This window comes from Clostridium senegalense JC122 (assembly GCF_000285575.1).
GTDB lineage: Bacteria > Bacillota > Clostridia > Clostridiales > Clostridiaceae > Clostridium_J > Clostridium_J senegalense.
Genome location: NZ_HE611050.1, coordinates 1,543,882 through 1,569,157 on the forward strand (window position 1 = coordinate 1,543,882; position 25,276 = coordinate 1,569,157).

Sequence of the window (25,276 nt, forward strand, 5' to 3'; positions counted from 1 at the left end):
TATAGTATTAAAAGTTTCTGTATTTCTATTATATTGAGAAAAGAAAAAATATAGATTTTCCTTTTTTACACCATTTTTCTCTTCAATATTAGATAAAAAATTAAATATATTTACATCTAAGCTAAATATATCCTTATTTAAATCAATTTCACTTTCTTTTAAATTTTTTCTAAAATATCTTTATTTACTATTATCCATAGACTAGCTAAGAAATCATAAATTTCTCCATAATCCTTTTTGTATATTATTTTCATTTTATCTTCACCTTATTTAATATTTTCTTCAATTATAACATTTATATATTATTTATTCCAAAGGATAAAATATACGAAAAAAGGTATTACAAAACTAACTTTCTTTTAGTTAGTTTTATAACACCCTTACTTAATTATAAAATTTTATTATTCCTCTATTGCATAGATTTTTTTATGATTTTCTGTATGTGATAGTCTATCTTCTCTTTCATGGTATTTTCCTGGACCAAATCTTTCATCTAAGCTTAAGTATCCAGTTACTCTTGATACACCTTGGATGTTTGAACTTCCACAAGTTGGACATTCAAATTTATCTGGCTTTAAGTACGTACCACAATCTCTACAATATTTAATATGAAAATTTATACCTATATAGCTTATATTACTGTTATTATAAGCATACTTAATAATATCCTCAACAACTTCTGGTGATGGATAATCGTCAACTTCTAAATAACTTATATGACCTGAGTTACAAAGCTTGTGATATGGAGCTTCTATTTGGATTTTATCTATTATTGATATTGGGAACCCTACTGGTATATGATAACTATTTGTATAGTAATCTTTATCCGTTACCCCTTTTACTTCTCCAAATACTTTCTTATCTTGTAATATAAATTTACCACTTAAACCTTCTGCTGGTGTTGCATAACATCCCCAGTTTAGACTAGTTTCTTTAGTTAATTTGTCTGTAAAGGCCCTCATAAATGTTATAATTTCTTCGCCAAGCTTTCTTGACTCTTCACACTGACCATGATGCTTTCCTGTAAGGGCTATTAAAGTTTCAGCAAGTCCTATAAATCCTATTGCAAAACTGCCTTGTTTTAAAATAGGTTCTATAGAATCATCTGCACCTAATCCCTCTGATCCTTTTAAAAGTCCTTGTCCTGCAACAAATGGTAAATCTTTAATTCTTAAATTTTTTAATACATTATATCTATGCATTAATGATTCACTTGCCTGTTCTAATCTAGTTTCTAATAAAGAAAAGAATTTTTCTTTATCACCTTTAGCAAGAATACCTACTCTTGGAAGATTTATAGTTGTTGGTGCTATATTCCCTCTTCCTTTAGTTCCTGGTTCTCCATTACAATTACTCATAAGGTATGTTCTACATCCCATTGTTGCTGGCATATATCCTTTATCGTAATATTCCTTATTGAAATCTGCATCTATATTCATAAATGTTGGATTCATTCTTTTACTAGCTACTCTACAAGCTAATTTAAATAAGTAGTAATATGGATCATTTGGCTCCTTATTTATACCTGTTTTAACTCTAAATATTATATTAGGGAAAATAGGTTGTTCTCCTTTACCTAATCCTTTTTCATATTCAATTAAAAACTTTTCACATATAAGTGCCGCATCCTTATTATTAGGTGTTCCAATATTTATTGATGAGAAAGGAACTTGCGAACCTGCTCTAGAATGCATTGTATTTAAATTATATACAATCCCTTGCATAGACTGTTCAATCATTCTATTAACTTTTTTCTCTACTGCTACTTCTATATTTTCTTTTGGGATTCCTAATTCTTCAAATTCTTTTCTTAATTCTTCTCTTGTTGGTTCTACAAATACAGATAAGTCATTATCAAAATCTGGATGTGATTGTCCTCCAAACATATCATTTTGAGTTGATTGAAGTAATATACAAGACAGCTCTGCTGCTGAGTCTATACGTTTAGCTTTTCTTAGATATCCATAACCTGTATTAAAACCTCTCTCTAATACCTCTTTAGTTGGTATATGTAGACAGTTTACTGTTAAGTTATAGCTATCTAAATCATGATAATATAGATCTCCATTTTCGTGGGCTTTAGATAAATGCTTTGGCATTGTTGATAAATTAAACCATTTATTTGATTCACTTGCTATTCTAAGAAGTTTTGAACTAAAGTTATTTCCAACATTTGCATTATCTCTATCCGTTTCCACACCTATTTGTTCAATTGCCTTCATTAAATCTGATTTAATTTCTCTTAATCTAGTTCTTTCTTTTCTATAGTTAGCATAAGCTACACCTATAGGCTTATGCCCGTTTTCTAATAATGTTTCTTGAACCATATTCTGTACTTGTTCTACAGTAAGTTCTTCTACATCTAATTTTTCAATTCTTTTAATTATCTTTTGAGTTAATTCTATTTTTTCGCTTTCAAGTAGATTATATGAAATTTCATCTGCCGCACCTTTAATTGCATTTGTTATTTTAACAGAGTTAAATTCAGCTCTTCTACCATCTCTTTTTACAACATATAGCATAAACTACCCCCTCAAACACGATATATTGCACTCGGTCTATTATACTCTAGTAAAATATTTATATCAATTAGCGAATGTGTATAGAAAAATGACTTAAAACTTAAAATTCTTATCTTAATGTATTCTTATTTCCTTTTTCACTTATGTAGTCAAATTGACATGTTTTTTTTTGGCTTTATATTATAATTTTTTATATATTAAATTATGTGCTTAATTATTAACCTTATTTATTATTTTCAAATTATTTCGCTTATTTTAATATATTGAATATAACCCTTGTATAGTACCGTACATATTATTTTCATTAAATTAATTATAAAATTCTATAAATCAATTTTTATATTAAATCATAAAAAAATATTAAATTTAAATATTTATAGTATAAAAATTTATAAATAGTAAAAACTAGTATCAAATTTAAATTTTATGAATTTGTTTTATTTAGGAGGAATTTTTATGATAGGTACTGTAAAATGGTTTAATGCCGAAAAAGGATTTGGATTTTTATCTGTAGAAGGTGAAGAAGACGTTTTTGTTCATTTTTCATCTATAAAAGATGATGGATATAAATCCTTAGAAGAAGGACAAAAAGTAGAATTTGATGTAGTTGAAGGTGAAAAAGGACCTCAAGCTACAAATGTTTGTAAATTATAATTTTTGATCCTATTCATGATAATTTTTGTAAATTTGAAATTATTATGATTTTAATAAATGCTTAAACTATAATAAAAAACTTTAACCTGTAAATTATTTTATTTACAGGTTATTGCTATTAATAAATACTAATAATACTTTTTATGCTTCTAATGAATACTAAAATTAATATTTGTTTAAAATATTAATGAATTTACATTTTTAAATTAAATTTTCAATAAGCAAAACTTACATAAAAGAGGTGTTTTTATTGTTTGGTAAAATTATAGATTTAAATAGTACTGACGCTTTTGTTGAAATTTCTAATAGTTTTATAATAAATATTCCACTTAATTCATTACCATTAAACTCTAGTGTAGGCGATAGTGTAAACTTATCTACATTACATAATAAAAAAGATACACTAAACATGTCTAACTTTTTTTAGTATAACAAAATAAACACTATTATTTTTTAATAGTGTTTACTTAAAATTTCTATATATGATTCTTTTAATTTTCTAGAACTAAATATAATTAAACTAGAAATTTTCTGGTTTTTCTTTAGTTATACTAATATTCCAACCACCATTTTCATATACGTCATTTATATAATAAATTTGATCATTGGATCCTGCTTTTCCTGAAAATGTTATTATACCTTTATACTTAGTTGACGTATACCCCTCTGTTTTTAAACTCATTACCGCGTCAAACTCTTCTTCTTTTTTATCACCAATAAGAGTTACATTATTTAGCTTATTTAAATTCTTTTCAAATTTAAGCAAATCTGTTGATAATACAAATTTAGCCATTTCTAAATCTTTATCTAAGTTGACAGCAACTTTTAATCCTTTGCCTTCATTATTTAAATATTGATCTAGTCCTTTAAGTATAGAATTGTAATAAACTTTTTCAAAATCTAAAGGCTTTCTTATATTCCAAAAGTTCTTTATTATATCATTATCCAACCTTTTAGAAACTATATAATTATTATTTCCATCATAAAAATTAGCACCTTCAGCCTTATCTAATCCGGTAATATAATTAAATTTATGTATATTTTCAGGGCCTTCATATATTTCAAAAACATAGTCTGGTGACAATGTACTCTTTTCATCAACTTTTTTTGCCTTCAAAAGTATTTTATAAATATCATTTATTACATCTTTATCCGTAACAGTAAACTTATAGCTTTGATCTCTCGTACTTTGAATTGTTATTTTCATAACATTGCTATTTTTCATAAAACCAAATGCTCCATTATCTTTTTTTAAAGAACATCCATTTAAGGCAATCATAGCAATAAAACATATTAGGATTATTAAATATTTTTTATTTTTTTTCACATTAGCCCTCCAAAAATCATTTAAATTTATTTTCATATATTTATCTTTTTATATATGATTCCAAAATCACCATCTAATTTATACATTTTTCAAACTTACATTTTCTGTATATCCATATTAATAAAAGAGAAGCCAATGCTCCTCTTTTATTAATATCTTTATTATAATACTTGTATGTTATTTAATCAAACATTAATTGTACTGAATATTTTTTACAATTTTATCTAACAAAGTAGGTGTATTTTCTTTATAACTTTTATCATCCATATAAAAATTAACAATTATATTTTTATTGTTTAAATTTATTATATAATCATAATTTCTATACACTTTGCTATCTGATAATTTATTTTTATATTCTATCAAAGTTCCTTTACCATTTTTAAATTTAATAGTTCTTTTTTCATACTCTTTTATCCCTAAAGACTGCAAGTTATCACTATGCTTCTTTAATAATTCATTTTGCTTAAATTCATCTTTATATAACTTAATATTTCCTTTTATTACTCCATCATCAGAAATAAATTCACTATTATATTCTATATCGTTTCCTCCCTTACTTTCACTGTTAATCCATGTATCAGGAAGGCTATAATTAATATTTTTATTAATCTTGTATATTTTAAATGAAGATATATTGTTTTGTGTTAAAGTAGTTTCTTTCAATTTATCTTGAAAAAAATTTCCTATTCCTATTACCATTATCATAAGCCCTACCATAATAATTGCTAACCCAGTCTTTTTTCTATCAAATTCATTTAAGCTCATATTTTTATCCCCCTAAATATTACTTATATATGTTAATTACCTTATTATGAAACTTTATATTACATTTCTTTAATATAGAAGCTTTTCATTTATAGGGTTTCAAAATAATACTTCATATTATATATTTCGAATTTTGCATACCCAAAAGAATTAACTATGAACGGAAATACTTAAAATTTAAGAATTCATAGTTTAGGACAAAAATAAAGTCCAGCTTCCTTTAACCTAATAATATAATTTGCTTTGCAAATTTATATAAAATATACTTTCAAATATTATATAACGTTAATTTCAAGTTTTCTTATTTTAAAGTTGAATAAGTTTAAAACTCATCTTAGAACCCTATATGTACTTACAAACTATAATTAAAAATGAAGGGGTCTCCCCCCTCATATTTATTTTTTCACAGGTACTACTACTGTTGAATTCTTAAAGTCGTAGAACATCATCCAATATCCATAATCATCAGTTTTTTTGCTTGGCATCCATGTAACAAATCCAGTTTTACCTCCATATGGCTGCTCATGTTCAGATTTTTTACCTGGGATTGCATAAATAAGATACTTTAAATCACCATTTTTATCGTGTTTATGACCTATCATACAATGTTTATATTTTGAAATGTATGGATAATAACATATTAATGGGTAGTATACTACCGTATATTTTTTATAATCATTTATACAATACATATCTTCTAACTGATATATGTTTACTCTATACCATGTACAATTCTTAATTTCATCATATCCTAATACTTTCTCAAAATCTTTAACTATATCCTTAAAAAATTTATTCATTATCCCTTGGCTTTCATTAACCATCTTTTCATTTAAGTTAAAGATATTTTCCATATTATGATACTCTTCATGTAAATCTTTTTTATCTTTATCATGCTTTTCTTTTTTATTTGCTTTCTCTTCTTTAGATTTATTTTCATGTTCATGTTCTTTGCATTCTTTACATTGTTGGCATTCCTGGCATTCTTCTTTTTCCTTTTTCTTTGATTTTTTTTCTTCTTTATGTTCTTCTTTACACTCATTGTCATGTTCATGTTTTTTCTTATGTCTTTGTATTTCATTTTCCCCTAACATATCAAATTCATCATCATTAATTTGATATAAGTTTGCAGCATTTCTATCTTCTTGTATTTGTGATTCACTTCTTAAAATTTCTTTTTCATTTTTTCCCATAGTTTCACTTTGTAAGCTATTTTCCTTACCTATAATTTCTTCTGCTGCAAAGTTACTTTGAGAGTTAACATTTTCTTCCATTTTTTCTATATTTGCGTGTTTTTGTAAGTCGTTTTTCTTCTCTTCAATTTCTTTCTCATATTGATCAAATTTAGTCTCTACATCTTGTTTTCGTGATAAACTTTCCTCTGAAATTACTCTAAAATTTTTCCAATCCTTTGATACTTCATTAGTTATAAATCCGCTCATAATAGATTTCATTCTATTACTGCTTAGAGATATTATTGCAGAACCACTTATCTTATCTAATGACATGCCTGTGTTGCCTATATTGTTAACATCATATTCGCATGTAGTATCTGCCTTTCCATTATCGTCTATGTTCAACTTTGATATGTTTATTACATTTTTAACATCATCTTTATCACAGATTAATGCCATATAATAATCTTTATCATTCTTTTTTAAATTTTGAACATAATAAGATAACTTACATTTATTATTTTTAACTTCTATTTTCGTGTAACCTGATGGCGCTTTATCCGAAGTCAATCCGTGACCTTTTTCATCTTCTTGCAGAATAATAAAAAACCTACTATAACTTTTTTTAGATGCCACTTTTGCTACCTCCATTTAATTTATACACTATAAATATATGAAACTATATTATAAAAAATGATAATTTTATAATATATCTAATATCTCTTTTATTATCTTATTATTTTAATATTTAAATAATTCCTATTTTTAAAATCAGCGTAATATAAAAAAAGCTACAAATTAAGTTTTACTTACTTTGTAACTTTTAAAATTATCTATAAAATTTTAAATACTATATGTTATTTGCATTTCTTTCATCATATATGGCATCACTTAACTTTCCGAACTCTTCTATAGTTAAAGTTTCACCTCTACGTTTTGGATCTATTCCTGCAACATTAAATGCTTTTTCTAATTTTTCTTTTTCCAAGCCTATATTTTTCATACCATTCCATAAAGTTTTTCTTCTCATATTAAAAGATTGACGTATTACATTAAAAAACAACTTTTCATCTTTTACACTTATTCTAGGCTTTTCTAACTTATCTAATCTAATTACTATAGAATCTACTTTAGGGGAAGGTATAAAACATGATGGTGGTACTCTTCTAATTATTGCAGTATCACAATAATATTGTACTAATAATGAAAATGCACCATAATCTTTTGTACTAGGCTGTGCATCTATTCTTTCTGCAACTTCCTTTTGTATCATTATTGTTAATGATTTAAAGTTATACTCACCATTTAAAAGATTTGCTATAATTGGAGTTGTCACATAATAAGGTAAATTCGCTACAACTTTAACACTTTTTTCATCACCAATTAACTCTTTATAATTTACTTTTAATGCGTCTTTATGTATAAGATTAAATGTTTCATAATCTTTAAGTTCCTCTGTTAAAATAGGTATTAATCTATCATCAAGTTCTATACTAGTAACTCTTTTTGCTCTATCTAACAATTCAACAGTAAGTGTTCCTACACCTGGTCCTATTTCTATAATATAATCATCTTTACATACAGCTGCACCTGATACTATATCTTCTAACACCGTATCATCTGTTAAAAAGTTTTGTCCTAAACTTTTAGCAAATTTAAAATCATACTTATTTACAATATCTTTTGTAGTTAAGTTACTCATTATCTATCTCCTTTCCAACCTTTTCCATAGCCTTTACAAATTCTTCTTTGCTTATTCCATAGTTATTTAATCTTGTAACAAATTGAGTAGCATTACCATAACCAATTCCAAGTATATTTCCTAAACAATCTCTTCTTTCTTTTGACCTACTATCTCCAGTTAATTTAAAATAATACATATCTTGAATATTAAATTCTTTACGTACATCTTTCATCTCACACTTTGCATTTTTAAGTGCTCTAATTATAGTTTCTGGAGAAGCATTTTCAACTCCTATATCATCACCTTTAGTTCCATCCTTTTGACTTATATAAGCATGCTTTATTCCTGAAACTCTTTTTGATATTATTTTTCTTATTTTTTCTCCTGCAAAATCAGGATCTGTTAAAACTATTACCCCTTGTCTTTTTTGTGCTTCTTTTATCTTATTTATACTATTGGCATTTATACCAAAACCACTAACTGAAATTACTTCTGCTTCTACAGCTCTTTTTACAGCTGTAACATCATCTCTACCTTCAACAACAATTACTTCTTTAATCATTACATTCCTCCAAGATTTATAAGATATTTTCTTAATATTAAAGATGCTATATAGTAGATAAAATCCTAAGATTTTTTACATAATTTTATTTTATATTTTCTAAAACTATATTACGTTAAGTTTTGAACATCTACTATATAGCATCCTTTAAAATTCAACACTACATTTTTCATAAAATATTTTAAGCTATTGAATAAATTTAAATGCAAGCTTGTTTCCCTATAAAACTTATATTTATTTTATAAGAAACTTGAATTCTAACTTTAATATTATAACTCATTATATATGATATGAAAAGTAAGCCTACTATTATATAAATTATTTGCCACACTATAACAGTTTTTATATTAGTATTCCTATAAATGCTTTATTTTAAATAGTTTTTATATCTATTTTTATAATAATTTAAAGTAACTCTAAACAATGTAATTTCTACTTAAATATACTCTTTTAATAGTTCTTGTGCTAAATTATTAATTTCTTCGTGGATAAAATTCAATTCATTAAGTTCTCCACTTTTAAGAAGATAAACCTTATCTGCTATTTCATATGCTTTAGCTATGAAATTATCATATTCTTTGCCCTCGATACTATTCAATTTATCATTTATAGGTTTAGGAAAATATACTTCATTTTCTATACCAAATTCATTTATTGATTCTAACTGTTCCAACATAGCCATAACAATTGTTATAACTTCATTTATTGTAAATTTAAAATTCATTTATAACTCCTTATTTCAAATAATACTTATATACATTAAATTATATTTTCAATATTACAATCTAAATTTTGGGAAAAAGAAAAAATAGGAGCCTAGCTCCTATTTTAAAATATAAACTTTAACGTTTCTTCTTCCCCAATTCATAGTTTCACTATAACTATTAAAGTAAACATCAATTATATTTCCTTTAATTGCTCCACCAGTGTCTTGAGCTATTGCATAACCATAACCTTCTATATATACTTTAGTTCCTAATGGAATCACTCTTGGATCAACTGCAATAGTACTATATCCGTTCGGATCACGAACACAACTTGTACCAGATGCTGTTATTCCATTATCATTGCCTCTATCTGCTGTATAGGCTGTGGATTCCATAACCACCATATCAGTATAATTTTCCTCTGCTCCACGTGAAGTTCTTACAGTTGCTAAAGTACCAACGTCTACTATCTTATTTACTGGATTTTTTTGAACTTTTTCACCTACTACTTTACGTGAAACTTCTTTTCCATTTTCGTAAACGACTTCTGAGGTTATTAATTTTTCCCCATTTTGGCCTTCTTGAACTATATTTTCAGTACCTTCCGCTAAATCATTATTTTCTCTTTTTTCTACTGCATATTCTAACGATTTAACTTCATTTTTAACTTCTTTGGCTACTCTTGTTACATTTATTTTCATTCCATCTTGCAGAAGTTCGTCTTTTGTTGGTGATATTTTATCTAAATCATTTATTGCAATTTTTTTAGAATCTAACATATTTCCTACGTTATCTTCTGATGATTTAAATTTTAATACCTTGCCATCAACATTAACTTCAACATCTACAGCTTTCTTTATATAAATTTTGTCTCCATCTTTCACTTTACTGTCTAATGCTACAGATACCTTATCAAATGATTCTACTTTTATTTGTTGTTTATCTAATATTTTTCCTAAATCACTTGCTAATGTTGTTATTTGTACTTCCTGGCCATCAATAACTACTGATATAGTTTTTTTCATATTTACTATAGTAACTGCGCCCCCTATAACAGTAACACACGTCGCTACCGCTAGAGTTTTTTTCCAAGACTTAAAAATACTATTTAGTCTTGTTTTTATATTACTAATCATAAAAATACCTCCCTTAGACAAGAGTACCTCGAAATTATACCTAAGATTTTTATTCCTGTCAAATTTCAAACTATTCTCTTGTGAATTGACTCCGTAAATGCATGAGTTTTAATCATACCTCACGACTTGTAATTGCAGATAAATCAATCCTTAAGGGTAGACTTAGTAGAAGACTTTTAATAAATTTTTTTGATGATGTTAATTAAATATATTACTTAAAATAATTAATTATTACTTTATGAAAGTCAATGTTTTAAATTATTTTACAAATTCTTTTAAAAATACCCTTTAAATTTTTTCATTATCAGTCATATTAAAGTATATATTCCAAGTTATTCATCTACAAAACAAGCTACTTATAACTTAATTTAGATATCAATGAAAATATTTCATTATTTATTACTTCTATGGAACAATAGTAAAAATTATTAATAGATTATATGCTAAATAACTTTTTTGTGTTTAATATAGTTATATTTTCTACCTCTGTTTTATTTATACCTTTTATTTCCATAATATTTTCTATAATATATTTTATATAATCTGATTGATTCCTTTTACCTCTGTTTGGTGTTGGCGCCATATACGGACAATCAGTTTCAACCAATATTCTTTCCATTGGTATTTCCTTTACTACTTCTTTTATAGTTTTAGCATTTTTAAAAGTAACAACACCTGTCACCCCTATATAGTAACCTAACTTTATACATTCCTTAGCAAATTCAACACTTCCAGAAAAACAATGAACTACTCCTGTTACATCTGGGTATTCCTTCATTATATCTAATGTATCTTTGTGTGCATCTCTATCATGTATAACTACTGGAATTTTAAGCTCTCTTGCAAGTTCCATCTGCATTCTAAAAGCCTTTTGTTGAATATCCTTTGGTGGATTTTCCTCCCAATAATAATCTAGGCCAATTTCACCAATAGCCTTTACCTTCTTATTATTCTTATAAATATCCCTTAATTCATCTATTAATTTTTCATCTACAATATCAGCATAAGATGGATGAATACCAATTGCTGCATAAATGAAGTCATGTTTATTAGACAATTCCACTGACATTTTCATGCCATTGAAATCTGATCCACAATTCAAAACTCCAATAACACCATTGTCTCTTATTTCTTTTATAACTTTATCTCTATCCTTATCAAAACTTGCATCATCATAATGTGCATGCGAATCAAATATCATAATAAATTCCCCCTAACTAGTTTATATAATTACTACAGAATAGTTCCTAAAATCGGTGATAATAATCCCATAATTCCTCCAAGTAATCCTCCAAGCCATGTTATAGCTCTTAATTCTTTACTTGCAATTTCTAAAATTAATTTTTCTGCAAATTCTACTTCAAAGCTGTTAATTTTATCTTCTATTATTCTCGATACATTAAAACTATCAACAAGTTGTTTACCACTATTTTTCATAAATCTATTATAAACTTCAACAATATTATTTGATATATTATCAATTATCCTTTCATCAACACTAACTAAAACCTCTTTAATTTTTTACTTTTAATTATTGTTATCAAACTTTCAACCATTGAATTTACACCACTTTTAATAATATCATCCTTTAAAATATCCTTATTAACAATATCTATTATTTTATTAATTAAATCCTTTGAATCTATATTTACTGTTTTTAATACTTCTTCTATATTATTTTTATTTTCAAATAATCCATTTTGAATTTTAATAACAAAACTATCTACAACATTATTGTCTTTTGCTTTAGTAACTATTAGCTTTGATATATTATTTACAATTTCCTCTTTATTTTCTAAAGAAATGCTTTTTAAAACTTCGCTTATAGACTTTTCCGAAAAGCTATCTATAGCATTAGTTATCAACATAGATAAATCATCTACATTTTCTTCATTTGATAAAAAAGCATCACCATATTCTAAGACTTTATCATATATAATATCGCTTTTCAAAAACATAGCTATCATAGGACTCATTCCTAATATAGCTTTGTTTATACCATCTTTAATTTTAACCTCTGTTTTTTCGGTTCTTAATATATCTTTTAAATACTGTGCTATTTTTTCACGATTATCACATGCATAAACTTTTAAAGCTATTATTAATCCTTCTGGTAATACATCTTTAATTTTATCTTCTGAGTCTTGTAAATTTTTTATATTTTTTTCTAATATGTTATTAACATTTGCAACTAACTCTTCACTTTCTAAATATTCATTACCCTTATGTATTAAATTGTTTTTAAGTTTATCATAATCCTTATTCAGCAATACTTCTTTAGGATTCTTTCCTATAATTTTTAAAAGTTGTTGTTCAATAACCAAAGAACCGTCTCTCTTTATTTTTTCACTAATTTCAGAGTTTAAAATAGTTGATGAAATACTTTCTTTTAAAACATTATCAACATTTAACTGTAAACTTGTATCTAATATATTTCCAATTGTTTTTTCACTTTCTTTGACTTTTAAAAACTTATTCTTAAAATACAATTTAATAGAATTGCTAATTTTTTCGCTACATAATGAATCTATAATTGTTTCTTTATCAAGTAAATGGTCTCCAACAGCATCTCCAACACTTTTAGCAATTCTATCTTTTTCCTTTGGTATTAATCCTGGGGTAAAAGGTACTTTAATCCCAAGAAACCTTACCTCTTTATGTGGTTTAAATAACATCTTAATAGCTAACCAGTTAGTAAAATATCCTATTATGGCTCCTATTATAATACCTATTAAATATTTCAAATCTATCACTCCTTTAATTTAATTGTAAATAAATGTATTGATATTCTTTTAACATTAATAGTAGCTTTTATTACAATTTTTGTAACGTTTTAATAGTACATTAACATTTAGCCCACTAAATATTATATTCTATTTTCTTAGTTTATCCAATTCCTTCATATATTATATAGCATAGTTTTTTATATTTTTCTCTTTCATATTAAAAAATAATATGATATTATTTTATCTTAACATTTTTTTATTTACATTTAAATATAAATTCACCATATTTGATAAAACTTTAACTATTTCCTTCATTTATCAGTATTTTTAGCCTAATTCAAAAAATGAAATAATTTTCAATTTTAAAACTAGTATATTTGAAAAAATTAGACATTTTATTGTGTTAACACAAATTATTCTCGAAATTTGGCTTATTTTACATTTGACTGAATTTTTTATATTATTGTAATATTGAATTGTAGTACTTTTTATTTTAATTAATTATATTAAAGGAGGATTATTAATGGTTATTGACTTAAGTATGATTCAAACTCTAGCAGTAGCAATAGTTTTTTACTATGTTGGATCTTTTTTAAAGAAAAAGGTTTCACTTTTAGAAAAGTTTTGTATTCCTGCCCCTGTAATAGGCGGTCTTATTTTTGCAATTATAAACTTTCTACTTAGACAATATAATATTGCAACTATAAACCTAGATGTAACATTACAAGATCCATTTATGCTTGTATTCTTTACAACAATTGGACTTGGTGCTAGTTTTAAACTTATTAAACAAGGTGGAAAACAAGTTATAATGTTCTTTATAGCAGCAGTATCTTTAGTTGTTTTACAAGATATAGTGGGAGTTGCTGTTTCAAAACTTATAGGTGCTAATCCACTTCTTGGCCTTATTGCAGGTTCTATTACTATGACTGGTGGACATGGAACTGGTGCAACATGGGGACATACTTTTGAAACTCAATATGGACTAGCTGGTGCTTCAGCTACAGCAATGGCAGCTGCAACATTTGGTCTTATTTGTGGTAGTATTATCGGTGGACCTATTGGAAAAAAATTAATTCAAAAGAATAATTTAAAGGGTGATTCTCTTGAATATGCAGCAGCTACAACTACTGCAAAAGAAGAATTATCATATAAATCATTATTTACTACATTATCAATAATATTTATATGTATGGGTGTAGGTAGTATATTAGAAATCTTCTTCACTAAAATAGGTGTAACATTACCTGCATATATAGATGCTATGATAATTGCAGCTATAGTTATAAATTTTGGTGAAGTAACTAAGAAATTTAAAATCAATACAGCTTGTACTGATGCAATAGGAAATATCGCATTAAATGTATTCCTTTCAATGGCTTTGATAAGTTTACAATTATGGCAATTGAAAGAAACGGCTGGACCACTTCTAATATTACTAGGTTGCCAAGCAGTATTAATGTTCATATTCGCATACTTTATAACATTTAGACTTATGGGTAAGGATTATGATGCTGCTGTTATGTCTGCAGGTCACTGTGGATTTGGAATGGGTGCAACACCTAATGGTATGGCTAATATGGATGCTGTTACTTCTAAGTTTGGACCATCTCCAAAAGCATTCTTTATATTACCAGTAGTAGGCGCATTCCTTGTTGACTTTACAAATTCTGTTATTATAGCTATATTTGCTAACCTTTTTGGCTAGTTTTAAAGTTAAATAAAAGAATTTAGAACATATAAGTTTAAGAATAATTTTGTATTTTAAAATATCACAATTCAAATAAAGTTTTAGAACTATTTTAATAAGAATTTAATTTTTATTAGAATAGTTCTTTTTTATATTAATGTACCTTAAGTGGTATAATTATATTGTGCATTTACTTTTGTAGGGTTCCAAATTAAATTTTAAGTTTATTCATTTATCAAATGAGAAAACTCAAATTAATATTTCATCAATATTTTAGTTAAAAGTTAAGAGTGAATAATAACCAGTTGTGGTTATTACTACTCACTTTGTTCCTAGTAATTTTCAACTTATAACAAAAATTTGATGTATAAATTTAAGTTGGAGATTGTATCCCTATATAAACTAATTATTAAATTTAAGGCGGTGTTTATATGTTTGATACCCACATACATACTAACTTTTCTAGCGATTCTGAAATGAATATAGATATTGCTATAAAAAAAGCTAGAGAATTAAATTTAGGGTTAACTATAACTGATCATATGGATTTAAATTATCCAGATAAAACAAAATTTAAGCTTGACATAGATAGTTATTTTAACGACTATATTAACTATAAAAGCAATAATTTACTTTTAGGCATTGAACTTGGAATGGATGAAAATTTTTCAGATGAAAATTTAAATATTGCAAAAAAATATAATTTTGACCAAATAATTGGATCTCAACATTCTGTAAATGGTATAGATATTTTTGATAAATCATTATACAAAGGTAAATCTAAAGACTATATCTTTACTACATATTTTACTGATATGATAGCTTCTATTAATACCCATAATTATATCGATATTTTAGCTCATATAGATTATATATGCAGATATTGTACTTTTGAAGATAAAGAAATGCATGTAAGTGAATATGGTGACTACATAAAGGAAGTTTTTAAACTTTGTATTGAAAATAATATAGTAGTTGAACTTAATACACGAAGATTTAACGATGATAAAGCTATTAAATCTTTAAAAGACATTTATTCAATTTATACTTCATTAGGTGGAACCCTTGTTACTATTGGTTCTGATTCTCATGTTCCTGAAAATATAGGTAGATCTTTTAAAGAAGCTGTTGATTTTTGTGATGTTTTAAATTTAAAACCAGTACATTTTAAAAATAGAAAAATAGAATATGAAAAAATATAAACAAAAACTATGGAATTATACATTTATAAATATAATTCCATAGTCTTTTATTTAAATTATATATTATTGTTCAGTACCATAATATCTTTCATAATATCCTTGAGGATATTTACACAATGGACATGCAAGTGGTGCTGTTGTTCCTTCATATATATATCCACAATTCATGCATCTCCATGAAATCTGCTCATCTCTTTTATAAAGTTTATTTTCTTTCATAAGTTGATATAGTAATTTATATCTTTCGTAGTGGGATTTTTCAACTTCTATTATATGCTTAAATGCTATAGCTACTTCCTTAAATCCTTCTTCTTCTGCTATTTTCTGAAACTCTGGATAAACAGTAGTCCATTCATTATTTTCTCCATTAGCTGCATAATTCAAATTTTGTTCTGTTGTTCCTGTTGCTACTGGATAAGTTCCATCTTCTATTAACACTTCAGTCTCTGGTGTCAATGCTTGAGCTAATAAATCAAAAAATACTTTTGCATGGGCTCTTTCGTTATTTGCTGTTTCTGTAAAAACGTGGTATAAATATTCATTATTTTCTTTTTTAGCCACTTCTGCATAAAATGTGTATCTGTTTCTTGCTTGAGATTCTCCAGTAAAAGCTCTCATAAGATTTTTTTCAGTTTTACTACCTTTTAAAGTTGGCATATAAAAACACTCCTTTTAAATCTATTCTACAAATTAGAATTCCCTAAAATTTAAATATAATTCTTATACAGCGCTTTCTAAATATCGAAAATTTTTATAAATTATAATTTTAAAAAAGTAAAAACTGTCTCATTTCGAGACAGTTTTTATTACTTATACTATTTCACTATACTTCCAGCTGGAACATCACCAGGATTTACAGCAAATAATTTACTATCATCATCAGTTGATGCACATAATATCATACCTTGCGATAATTCACCTCTTAATTTTACCGGTTTTAAGTTTGCAACTAGAACCACATTTTTACCTACTAATTCTTCTGGTTTATAATGCTGAGCAATTCCAGATACAACTTGTCGTATCTCTCCACCTAAATCAACTTTTAATTTTAAAAGTTTTTTAGCCTTTTTAATTGGCTCACATTCTAAAACTTTAACAACTCTTAAATCTATTTTGTCAAAATCATCTATTGTAATTTCTTCCTTTATAGGTTCCATTTCTTTAATTGCTGCTGCTTTTTTAGCTTCTTCTGCAATCTTATCAAGTTCTGCTAATTTAGCTTCAACATCTATTCTTGGGAATATAGCTTCGCCTTTGCAAACTTTAGTTCCAAAAACTGTTCCATTAAATTCTTTTAAGCTGTCCCAAGTTATATTTGTTGCATTTATTTGTTCATTTATTTTCTCACTTGTACTTGGTAGGAATGGAGAAACTAAAACAGAAACTATTCTTAAAGACTCTGCTAAATTATATAAAACTGTAGCAAGTCTTGGTTTTTGTTCTTCATCTTTTCCAAGAACCCAAGGAGTTGTTTCATCTATATATTTATTTGTTCTTCTTATTAATGTCCATATATGATCAAGTGCAGCAGGTGCATTAAATTTATCTAAAGCTTCTTCTGCAAGTTTAGGAGTATTTAATGCAAGTGAAATTAGCTCTTCATCTAAAGACTCTTTTACTTGTGGCTCTGGTATTACTCCATCAAAATATTTTTCTATCATTGTAACTGTTCTTGAAAGTAAGTTTCCAAGATCATTTGCAAGGTCTGAGTTTGTTTTCTTTATAAATATTTCATTATTAAATAACCCATCAGCTCCAAATGGAATTTCATGTAATAAATAGTATCTTACTGCATCTACACCAAATTTATTAACTAAAATAACTGGATCTACAACGTTGCCTTTTGACTTAGACATTTTTCCGCCATCAACAAGTAACCATCCATGACCAAATACTTGCTTTGGTAGTGGCATATTTAAAGCCATTAACATTATTGGCCAATAAATTGTATGGAATCTTAATATATCCTTTCCTATTAAGTGAACATCTGCTGGCCAATATTTTTCTAAAAGCTCAGTATTTTCACTATTATATCCTAATGCAGTTATATAGTTTGATAATGCATCTATCCAAACATATATAACATGACCTGGATCAAATTCTACAGGTATTCCCCAAGTAAATGAAGTTCTTGATATACATAAATCTTGTAATCCCGGTCTTAAAAAGTTATTAAGCATTTCATTTTTTCTTGACTCTGGTTGAATAAATTCTGGATGAGTTTCTATATACTCAATTAATCTATCAGCATAATTAGACATTTTAAAGAAATATGCTTCTTCTTTTGCCTTTTCAACTGGTCTTCCACAGTCTGGGCATTTTCCGTCCACCAATTGTGTTTCAGTCCAGAAAGATTCACATGGTGTACAATATAGTCCTTCATATGAACTTTTATATATATCACCTTGATCATATAACTGCTTAAATATTTTTTGAACAGCTTTCTTATGATAATCTTCAGTTGTTCTTATAAACTTATCATATTTAATATCCATTAATGTCCAAAGACTTTTTATTCCAGCAACTATTTCATCTATATATTCTATCGGTTGAACGCCCTTTTCTTCTGCTATTCTTTGAAGTTTTTGACCATGTTCATCTGTTCCTGTTAAGAACATTACATCATGACCTGATAGTCTTTTAAATCTAGCTATGGCATCTGCTGCAACTGTAGTATAAGTATTTCCTATATGAAGATTTGCAGATGGGTAATATATCGGTGTTGTAATATAAAACGGTTTTTTACTCATTTTTATTCCTCCTATAATTATCTTAATTTTATACAAATAAAAAGTCTCTATACGAAATTAATCGTATAGAGACGTAATATACACGTGTTACCACTCTAATTTATACTTATCTTACAATAAGTACCTCAGTAAGTGACTCAACCCTAAAGTATTTATCACCTTGCAATATATCGGTTGCCACCGTACTTTCCTAACTATTGCTCAGAAAGTCTGCTCCAAGGCCATGTTCATAGTGTTTTCTGACGCTAGCTTTCACCTACCCTAGCTCTCTTTGGACATTATTATCACCATTACTCTTCTTTTCATAGCATTATTTCAATATTTATTAATATAATATGTTAAATCAAAAATTCTGTCAATATAAATTTTAATATTTATATAAGTTTTATTTATTATATTATATCCATTAAAACTTTAAATATAATTAAATTAATTAATTTTTTCTTATTAACATTTTAATCACTTTCTTAACTCTTAAAAAAACTCTTCGTCATTCCATTCAATCGGCCTTGGGTTTTTTATTACAATTTCTGCTTGAAAAAAGTCTGTAGTTACACCTTTATCATTTTTAAACATTTCTTCATCTCCATATGCATATTGAAGTTTAAATAACTCTTTATACATTTTCTTCTTGTAGGGGCTTTTTTTATTATCTAATGCAATTATTCTATTACTATTTTCTATACCAGCATCTTTTAAAGTATTTTGTAATTCTGTAGTAATACTATTATACCTCTCAGTTTCATAACTAAAATTATTAAATCTCTCCCCATCTTCATATACTGTATTTATACTATATATTTTGCCGTTAAATTTCAAATCATCATTAAGATTTTTTGCTAAAAATTTTACTCCATTAAATTGGCTTTGATATGCATGAGCTATTCCGTAATCAATATATGTTTTTCCTTCGCCAAAATGATCATATATACTAATAATATTTTCATAACTTAACTTATCCCTTGTCTCATAAAACTCTTTATTAACATATGGTCCGCCCTTTTCTGGGTTGCCTATTTGAGACATATTTTTTAAATTATTTAATATAAATTCTATGTTAAACACCTCTTCTTTATTTAAATGTTTTATATATGCTTCATTATTTTCTTTAATATCACTTTCAAATTCCTCAATTGCTTTTATATATTCATTACTTCTTTCAGTATAAAGTTCTTCCTTCTCATTACACTCTAAAATTTTTTCAATTTTAGCTATTTGTTCTTTAGATAAATTATTATATTTCTCTAAAATATTATTGAAATAAAATTTTACTCCATTATATGATTCTATTGATTCAATACCAACAAATTTTAACTTTTTTTCATCTGGCAATTCTTTATTTTTTAAATAAATTTTTTTAAGCACTTGCTTTTCATCCTCAGTATATACTATATTAAAAAAATTATTAAAAATATCATTTAATAGCTTTTCATCCCCAGTTTGTAAATATTCATTTATAAAACTACATTCTGCATATCCATTCTCCACAAAAAAATATTTTAAATTCCAATTATCCATTAAATAATTAACAAATTTCTCTTTAATATAAGTATTTTCCTTCATGCCATGGGTTTCATTTGTAAAAACTATATTTTTATCTTTTATATTATCCAATATTAAATCTAAATCTTTGTTATCGTTAGTATCATTGAGCTTTAATTCTCTACTATTTTTTTTAACATAATTAACATTATTCATCGGCATGTTATAAATAATTCCAATAGCAATAATTATAATGATTATTCCTTTTTTCTTCATGATAAATGCCCTCTTTTATTAAAAAAAATTATATAAAGTTAATTTTTACCACTTCATATGTTTTTCATTATAAAACCATTAAACATAATTTTATTAAATAAAATATGAATTTTATTAACTAGTTTTATACATTTTGTAAAGTTATCTTTTTTGCACTTTTATTTAAATAGAATTAAATTTCTATATAGTAAAAAAACTGCTACTCATAGACTTTTCTCTATGTTGTAACAGTTTTTATAATGTAACTTTATTTTTTTACAATCTATATCTTTTTCCTTTTATATAGTACATAACCTCTTCAACTATGTTTGTTACATGATCTCCTGCTCTTTCTAAATGTTTGTTTACCATTATAGCTTGCAAGTACTGATCAATTTCTTGTTCATTTTCTGTTTTCTTAATTCCTTGAACAAATTTCTTTAAATTTGATTTATAAATATTATCAATTTCATCATCTAAAGTTGCTGCAATTTTAGCATCTTCTAAGCTTTCATTTTCATAAGAATCCATTGTCTTATTTATCATATTTGTCAAAATTGAAATTGCCTTTATAAACTCGTTATTTAAACTTTGTATTCCTTCACAATTAGATGTATTAAAAGCTAGTATATAATTTGATATGTTTTTAGTATAATCTGCTATTCTTTCAATTTCAGTAGATATTTTAATGATTGTTATTATAGTTCTTAAATCTATTGCTACTGGTGATTGTTTTGCTATTAATATTACTGCCTCATTATTTATTTCATCATTTAATTCATTAATAACAGAATCCTTTTTTATTATCTTTAAAGCTAACTCCTTATCATTTTCTTTAAGTGCTTTAACGGTGCTTTTATACATTTCTATTGTAATGTTCCCCATACTAGTTAACTTCTCATTTAGTTTTAAAATCTCATTTTCAAAGTTTTTTCTTATATTAGCATTCATTTAATCCCCTCCTCATTTTTAACCAAATCTTCCAGTTATATAATCTTCCGTTCTTATATCTTTAGGGTTTGAGAATATACTTCCTGTATTATCGAATTCTACTAATTTACCATTTAAGAAAAATGCTGTTTTATCTGATATACGTGCTGCTTGTTGCATATTATGAGTAACTATTACTATAGTATAATTATCTTTCAATGATAATATTAGTTCTTCAACTTTCAATGTTGAAATAGGATCTAATGCTGATGTTGGTTCATCCATAAGAATTATTTTAGGCCTCATAGCTATTGTTCTTGCTATGCAAAGTCTTTGTTGCTGACCACCTGACATTCCCATAGCTGATGCTTTAAGTCTATCTTTAACCTCTTCCCAAAGTGCTGCTGCTTTTAAGCTTTCTTCAACTATTTTATCTAAGGTAGCTTTATCTCTTACCCCATGTATTCTTGGTCCATACGCAACATTATCATATATACTCATTGGAAATGGATTCGGCTTTTGAAACACCATTCCAACTTTAGTTCTTAATGCAATTACATCATCATCTTTGTATATATTTTTACCATCAACTTCTATTTTACCTATAACATTAACATTATCTATCAAATCATTCATTCTATTTAAAGTTCTTAAAAAAGTTGATTTTCCACATCCTGATGGTCCTATTAATGCTGTAACTTCATTTTCTGATATATCTATATTAATTTTAAAAAGTGCTTGCTTTTCACCATAAAATAAATCTAAATCTCTAACAGAAATTTTTTTGTTATCCATAAACTCACCTCTTTTTAATAATTTCCTTTAGTAAATCTTTTAACTATGAATTGAGATAATAAATTTAATACTAAAACCATAACTATTAAAACAATTCCTATAGCTGCTGCTAACCCTATATCTCCTTGCTCTTTTGTAACTAAGTACGCATGAACAGTAAGTGTTCTAGCACTAGACATTATATTTTCTGGTATAGCTACTGCAGTTCCTGCTGTAAGTAATATAGCCGCTGATTCTCCTATAATTCTTCCGATTGATAATATTACTCCTGAAAGTATTCCTGGCATAGCTGCTGGTAAAACAACTTTATATAAAGTTTGAAACTTTGTAGCGCCTAATGCTAAAGATCCTTCTTTATAAAATGATGGTACAGTTTTTAGTGATTCCTCTGTTGTTCTTATTATTACTGGTAATATTATTATTGCTAATGTTAAGCTTGCCGCTAATATGGAGTAACCCATTTTTAATATGGTTACAAAGAATATGGAACCAAATAATCCATATATTATAGATGGTATACCAGCTAACACTTCTGTTGAAAATCTTATAAATTTAACAATTACACCTTGTTTCGCATATTCTTGAAGATATATAGCTGATAATATTCCTATTGGCACTCCCACTAAAAGAGACAATCCAACGGTATATAGTGTTGTTATTATCATAGGAAGTAACCCACCCTGGCCATCTGATGAATAATTGCTAAATAATAATTTAAAGTTTATTACACCTATTCCCTTTGCAAATATAAATATTAATATTACTCCTAATATTATTACTGTTAAAATAGCCGATAGCCATAATAAGCTATTTAGAAAAAATCCTTTTATTTTTCTCATTCTACTTACCTACCTTTGAAGAAAGTTTTAAAATAGTTAAGTTAATAATCATTATAAATATAAACAGTACTATACCTGTTGCGAATAACATCTCTTGATGAGTACCAAATGCATATCCCATTTCTAGTGCAATGTTAGTAGTAAGAGGTCTAACGCTATCTGCAAGTCCTCTTGGTATTATTACGCTATTACCTGCAACTAAAATCACTGCCATAGTTTCTCCAATCGCTCTTCCGATTCCTAATGCCACCGCTGCAAGAATTCCTGATTTAGCTGCTGGAAGTACAACTTTAAATATAGTTTCTATTTTAGATGCCCCAAGGGCTAGTGATGCTTCTTTATAACTTTTAGGTACTGCTTTTATAGATGTTTCTGCTACTGTAACTATTGTAGGTAGCATCATTATAGCAAGAACTATTATAACTGCTAGCAATGTTTGTCCTTTCGGTAAATTAAATAAGTTTTGTATTGTAGGTACTATTACAGCTAATCCAAATACACCATAAAGAACTGATGGTATCCCTGCTAATAACTGAACTGCATTTGATATTACTACACCTACTTTTTTAGGTGCAATTTCAGATATAAATAGTGCTGTAAAAACTCCTACTGGAGCTCCAATTATTACAGCGCCTAAGGTTCCATAAATTGATGCTAATATCATTGGAAAAATTCCAAATTTATCACTACTAGGCACCCATTTTTTCCCAAATATAAATTCTGTAAAGGAATATCCCTTTGATACAAATGGTTGAAACCCTTTATAAAATATAAATCCTATAATTAAAATTAAACTTATTACTGATATTAATGCACATATTAAAAATATTTTTTGTGATAACTTTTCTATAAAATATTTTCGTTTATTACTTTCTTTATTTATATTAAAATCCATTCACCTTCACACCTCTTTATACTGTTATAATTTAATTTATTATGCCCAACAGTTATTAACTATATTATATAAAGTCAATGTTAAAGCAATGTTTAGACTGTGTTAATTCAATATTTAGTCCATGTTAAAAATAATTAACATTTCTACTTTAAAAATAAAAAATCTATGCACATTTTAAATTGCATAGATTTTTATTTTATTATGTCTTATTATGGATTTATTCTTATTGCTCCACTAGATTTAACTATATTTTGACCATCTTCACTTAATATAAAATCTAAAAACTTTTTATCTTCCTGTGTAAAATTTTCTTCCTTATAAATTACTATAAAAGGTCTTGATAATTTATAAGTGTTTTTTAATACATTTTCCTCTGTAGGCTCTACCCCATCTATATGTTGAGGTTTTATAGTGTCATCTATATATTCAAAGGATATATAACCTATAGCATTTTCATTGCTTTTTACAATGTTTTTAATACTTCCATTACCATCTGTTATTATTGCATTTTCTATTTGTTCTTCTGGTTTAAAATCTACAATTTCTTGAAAAGATGTTCTTGTACCTGAACCATCCTCTCTAGATACAACAACTATTGGTTTATCCTCTCCACCAAGTTCTTTCCAATTTGTTATTTTTCCTGTATATATCTCTTTTAGTTGTTCTAAGCTTAAATTATTAATGCTATTCTTATTATTTGTTATAATTACAATACCATCATAAGCTATTATTTTTTCGTCCAACCCTGAACTTTTTTCTTCTTCTTTAATATTTCTCGATGACATACCTATGTGAGAAACTCCATTTATAGTATCTTGTATTCCTGCTGATGATCCAATTGCTTGTATCTCTATATCTAAGTCTTTATTACTTTTTTTATAAAACTCTGCTTCCTTTTCCATTAAAGGTGAAACTGATGTTGATCCAGATATTTTTATAGTATTATTACTAACTGTCTTTTTTTCACACCCTGTAACTGCAAAGACTATACTTATAGCCAATGATGCTGCAATTATACCTTTAAGCAACCTCTTTTTTTTCATCATATACACTCCTAAACAATCCATATTAATTATGTAGTATTCCTAGTAAAAAAGTTTTTATTCTAATTGAATTTTACTTTTAATTTATATTATTTTTTAATTCAATATACCTTGTTTACAAAACTTATACTATA

At 26.4% G+C, this 25,276-nt stretch carries 23 protein-coding genes and 1 other annotated feature; of the genes, 4 read left to right on the plus strand and 19 right to left on the minus strand.

Going from position 1 to position 25,276, the window contains the following annotated elements:
• Positions 1–401 precede the first annotated feature (401 nt).
• Positions 402–2,522 (minus strand): anaerobic ribonucleoside-triphosphate reductase, encoded by a 2,121-nt coding sequence (gene nrdD, locus CSGHG_RS07745; RefSeq protein ID WP_010293888.1) that lies wholly within the window; start codon positions 2,520–2,522, stop codon positions 402–404.
• 456 nt (positions 2,523–2,978) lie between these two features.
• On the opposite strand from nrdD, the gene CSGHG_RS07750 reads away from it, so the two are divergent.
• Positions 2,979–3,176, plus strand: coding sequence for a cold-shock protein (locus tag CSGHG_RS07750; protein ID WP_010293889.1), 198 nt, complete (start codon positions 2,979–2,981; stop codon positions 3,174–3,176).
• Positions 3,177–3,426: 250 nt separating this feature from the next.
• Positions 3,427–3,603 (plus strand): hypothetical protein, encoded by a 177-nt coding sequence (locus CSGHG_RS23700; RefSeq protein ID WP_162829342.1) that lies wholly within the window; start codon positions 3,427–3,429, stop codon positions 3,601–3,603.
• 93 nt (positions 3,604–3,696) lie between these two features.
• Here the strand turns inward: CSGHG_RS23700 and CSGHG_RS07760 are convergent, their stop codons facing one another.
• The 10 genes from CSGHG_RS07760 to CSGHG_RS07805 form a co-directional block, all read right to left on the minus strand.
• Positions 3,697–4,503 (minus strand): hypothetical protein, encoded by an 807-nt coding sequence (locus CSGHG_RS07760; protein ID WP_010293890.1) that lies wholly within the window; start codon positions 4,501–4,503, stop codon positions 3,697–3,699.
• A 192-nt stretch (positions 4,504–4,695) separates the two neighbouring features.
• Positions 4,696–5,271: a hypothetical protein gene (locus tag CSGHG_RS07765; RefSeq protein WP_010293891.1), complete on the minus strand. Its 576-nt coding sequence runs from the start codon at positions 5,269–5,271 to the stop codon at positions 4,696–4,698.
• Between the two features lie 395 nt (positions 5,272–5,666).
• Entirely contained in the window at positions 5,667–7,082 is a 1,416-nt protein-coding gene (locus CSGHG_RS07770; RefSeq protein ID WP_010293892.1) for a DUF7922 domain-containing protein, read from the minus strand.
• A gap of 214 nt (positions 7,083–7,296) precedes the next feature.
• Positions 7,297–8,148 carry a 16S rRNA (adenine(1518)-N(6)/adenine(1519)-N(6))-dimethyltransferase RsmA gene (gene rsmA, locus CSGHG_RS07775; RefSeq protein ID WP_010293894.1) on the minus strand — a complete coding sequence of 284 codons (852 nt, stop codon included), beginning with the start codon at positions 8,146–8,148 and terminating at the stop codon, positions 7,297–7,299.
• On the minus strand, positions 8,141–8,692 hold the full coding sequence (rnmV, locus tag CSGHG_RS07780; protein WP_010293896.1) for a ribonuclease M5: 552 nt from the start codon (positions 8,690–8,692) through the stop codon (positions 8,141–8,143). Before rnmV ends, rsmA begins: the two co-directional genes overlap by 8 nt.
• A gap of 436 nt (positions 8,693–9,128) precedes the next feature.
• On the minus strand, positions 9,129–9,416 hold the full coding sequence (locus CSGHG_RS07785; RefSeq protein ID WP_010293898.1) for a hypothetical protein: 288 nt from the start codon (positions 9,414–9,416) through the stop codon (positions 9,129–9,131).
• A 99-nt stretch (positions 9,417–9,515) separates the two neighbouring features.
• Entirely contained in the window at positions 9,516–10,535 is a 1,020-nt protein-coding gene (locus CSGHG_RS07790) for a 3D domain-containing protein (protein WP_010293900.1), read from the minus strand.
• A 436-nt stretch (positions 10,536–10,971) separates the two neighbouring features.
• Complete coding sequence (locus CSGHG_RS07795) at positions 10,972–11,736, minus strand: TatD family hydrolase (RefSeq protein WP_010293901.1); 765 nt, start codon at positions 11,734–11,736, stop codon at positions 10,972–10,974.
• Positions 11,737–11,768: 32 nt separating this feature from the next.
• Positions 11,769–12,053, minus strand: coding sequence for a DUF445 family protein (locus CSGHG_RS07800; RefSeq protein ID WP_081496259.1), 285 nt, complete (start codon positions 12,051–12,053; stop codon positions 11,769–11,771).
• On the minus strand, positions 12,038–13,279 hold the full coding sequence (locus CSGHG_RS07805) for a DUF445 family protein (protein ID WP_010293903.1): 1,242 nt from the start codon (positions 13,277–13,279) through the stop codon (positions 12,038–12,040). The genes CSGHG_RS07800 and CSGHG_RS07805 overlap by 16 nt, the downstream gene beginning before the upstream one ends.
• A 505-nt stretch (positions 13,280–13,784) precedes the next feature.
• Between CSGHG_RS07805 and gltS the strand changes: the two genes are divergently transcribed.
• Positions 13,785–14,969, plus strand: coding sequence for a sodium/glutamate symporter (gene gltS / locus CSGHG_RS07810; RefSeq protein ID WP_010293904.1), 1,185 nt, complete (start codon positions 13,785–13,787; stop codon positions 14,967–14,969).
• Positions 14,970–15,382: 413 nt separating this feature from the next.
• On the plus strand, positions 15,383–16,153 hold the full coding sequence (locus CSGHG_RS07815) for a histidinol phosphate phosphatase (protein WP_010293905.1): 771 nt from the start codon (positions 15,383–15,385) through the stop codon (positions 16,151–16,153).
• Positions 16,154–16,216: 63 nt separating this feature from the next.
• Here CSGHG_RS07815 and rbr read toward each other — a convergent pair whose 3' ends face one another.
• From rbr to CSGHG_RS07855, 8 genes are all read right to left on the minus strand, one after another.
• Positions 16,217–16,810, minus strand: a complete 594-nt coding sequence (gene rbr, locus CSGHG_RS07820) for a rubrerythrin (protein ID WP_010293906.1) — start codon at positions 16,808–16,810, stop codon at positions 16,217–16,219.
• A 158-nt stretch (positions 16,811–16,968) separates the two neighbouring features.
• Positions 16,969–18,903 (minus strand): methionine--tRNA ligase, encoded by a 1,935-nt coding sequence (gene metG / locus CSGHG_RS07825; RefSeq protein WP_010293909.1) that lies wholly within the window; start codon positions 18,901–18,903, stop codon positions 16,969–16,971.
• 64 nt (positions 18,904–18,967) lie between these two features.
• Positions 18,968–19,218 (minus strand) — a binding site (T-box leader).
• Between the two features lie 159 nt (positions 19,219–19,377).
• Positions 19,378–20,661 carry a TraB/GumN family protein gene (locus CSGHG_RS07830; protein ID WP_010293911.1) on the minus strand — a complete coding sequence of 428 codons (1,284 nt, stop codon included), beginning with the start codon at positions 20,659–20,661 and terminating at the stop codon, positions 19,378–19,380.
• Positions 20,662–20,916: 255 nt separating this feature from the next.
• The gene (phoU, locus tag CSGHG_RS07835; protein WP_010293914.1) at positions 20,917–21,591 is read right to left on the minus strand and encodes a phosphate signaling complex protein PhoU; all 675 of its coding nucleotides are present in this window, start codon (positions 21,589–21,591) and stop codon (positions 20,917–20,919) included.
• A gap of 18 nt (positions 21,592–21,609) precedes the next feature.
• On the minus strand, positions 21,610–22,365 hold the full coding sequence (pstB, locus tag CSGHG_RS07840) for a phosphate ABC transporter ATP-binding protein PstB (protein WP_010293915.1): 756 nt from the start codon (positions 22,363–22,365) through the stop codon (positions 21,610–21,612).
• A gap of 14 nt (positions 22,366–22,379) precedes the next feature.
• Positions 22,380–23,204, minus strand: coding sequence for a phosphate ABC transporter permease PstA (gene pstA / locus CSGHG_RS07845; protein WP_010293916.1), 825 nt, complete (start codon positions 23,202–23,204; stop codon positions 22,380–22,382).
• A 1-nt stretch (position 23,205) separates the two neighbouring features.
• Positions 23,206–24,099 (minus strand): phosphate ABC transporter permease subunit PstC, encoded by an 894-nt coding sequence (gene pstC, locus CSGHG_RS07850; RefSeq protein ID WP_010293917.1) that lies wholly within the window; start codon positions 24,097–24,099, stop codon positions 23,206–23,208.
• 209 nt (positions 24,100–24,308) lie between these two features.
• The gene (locus tag CSGHG_RS07855) at positions 24,309–25,142 is read right to left on the minus strand and encodes a phosphate ABC transporter substrate-binding protein (RefSeq protein ID WP_010293918.1); all 834 of its coding nucleotides are present in this window, start codon (positions 25,140–25,142) and stop codon (positions 24,309–24,311) included.
• Between the last annotated feature and the right edge of the window lie 134 nt (positions 25,143–25,276).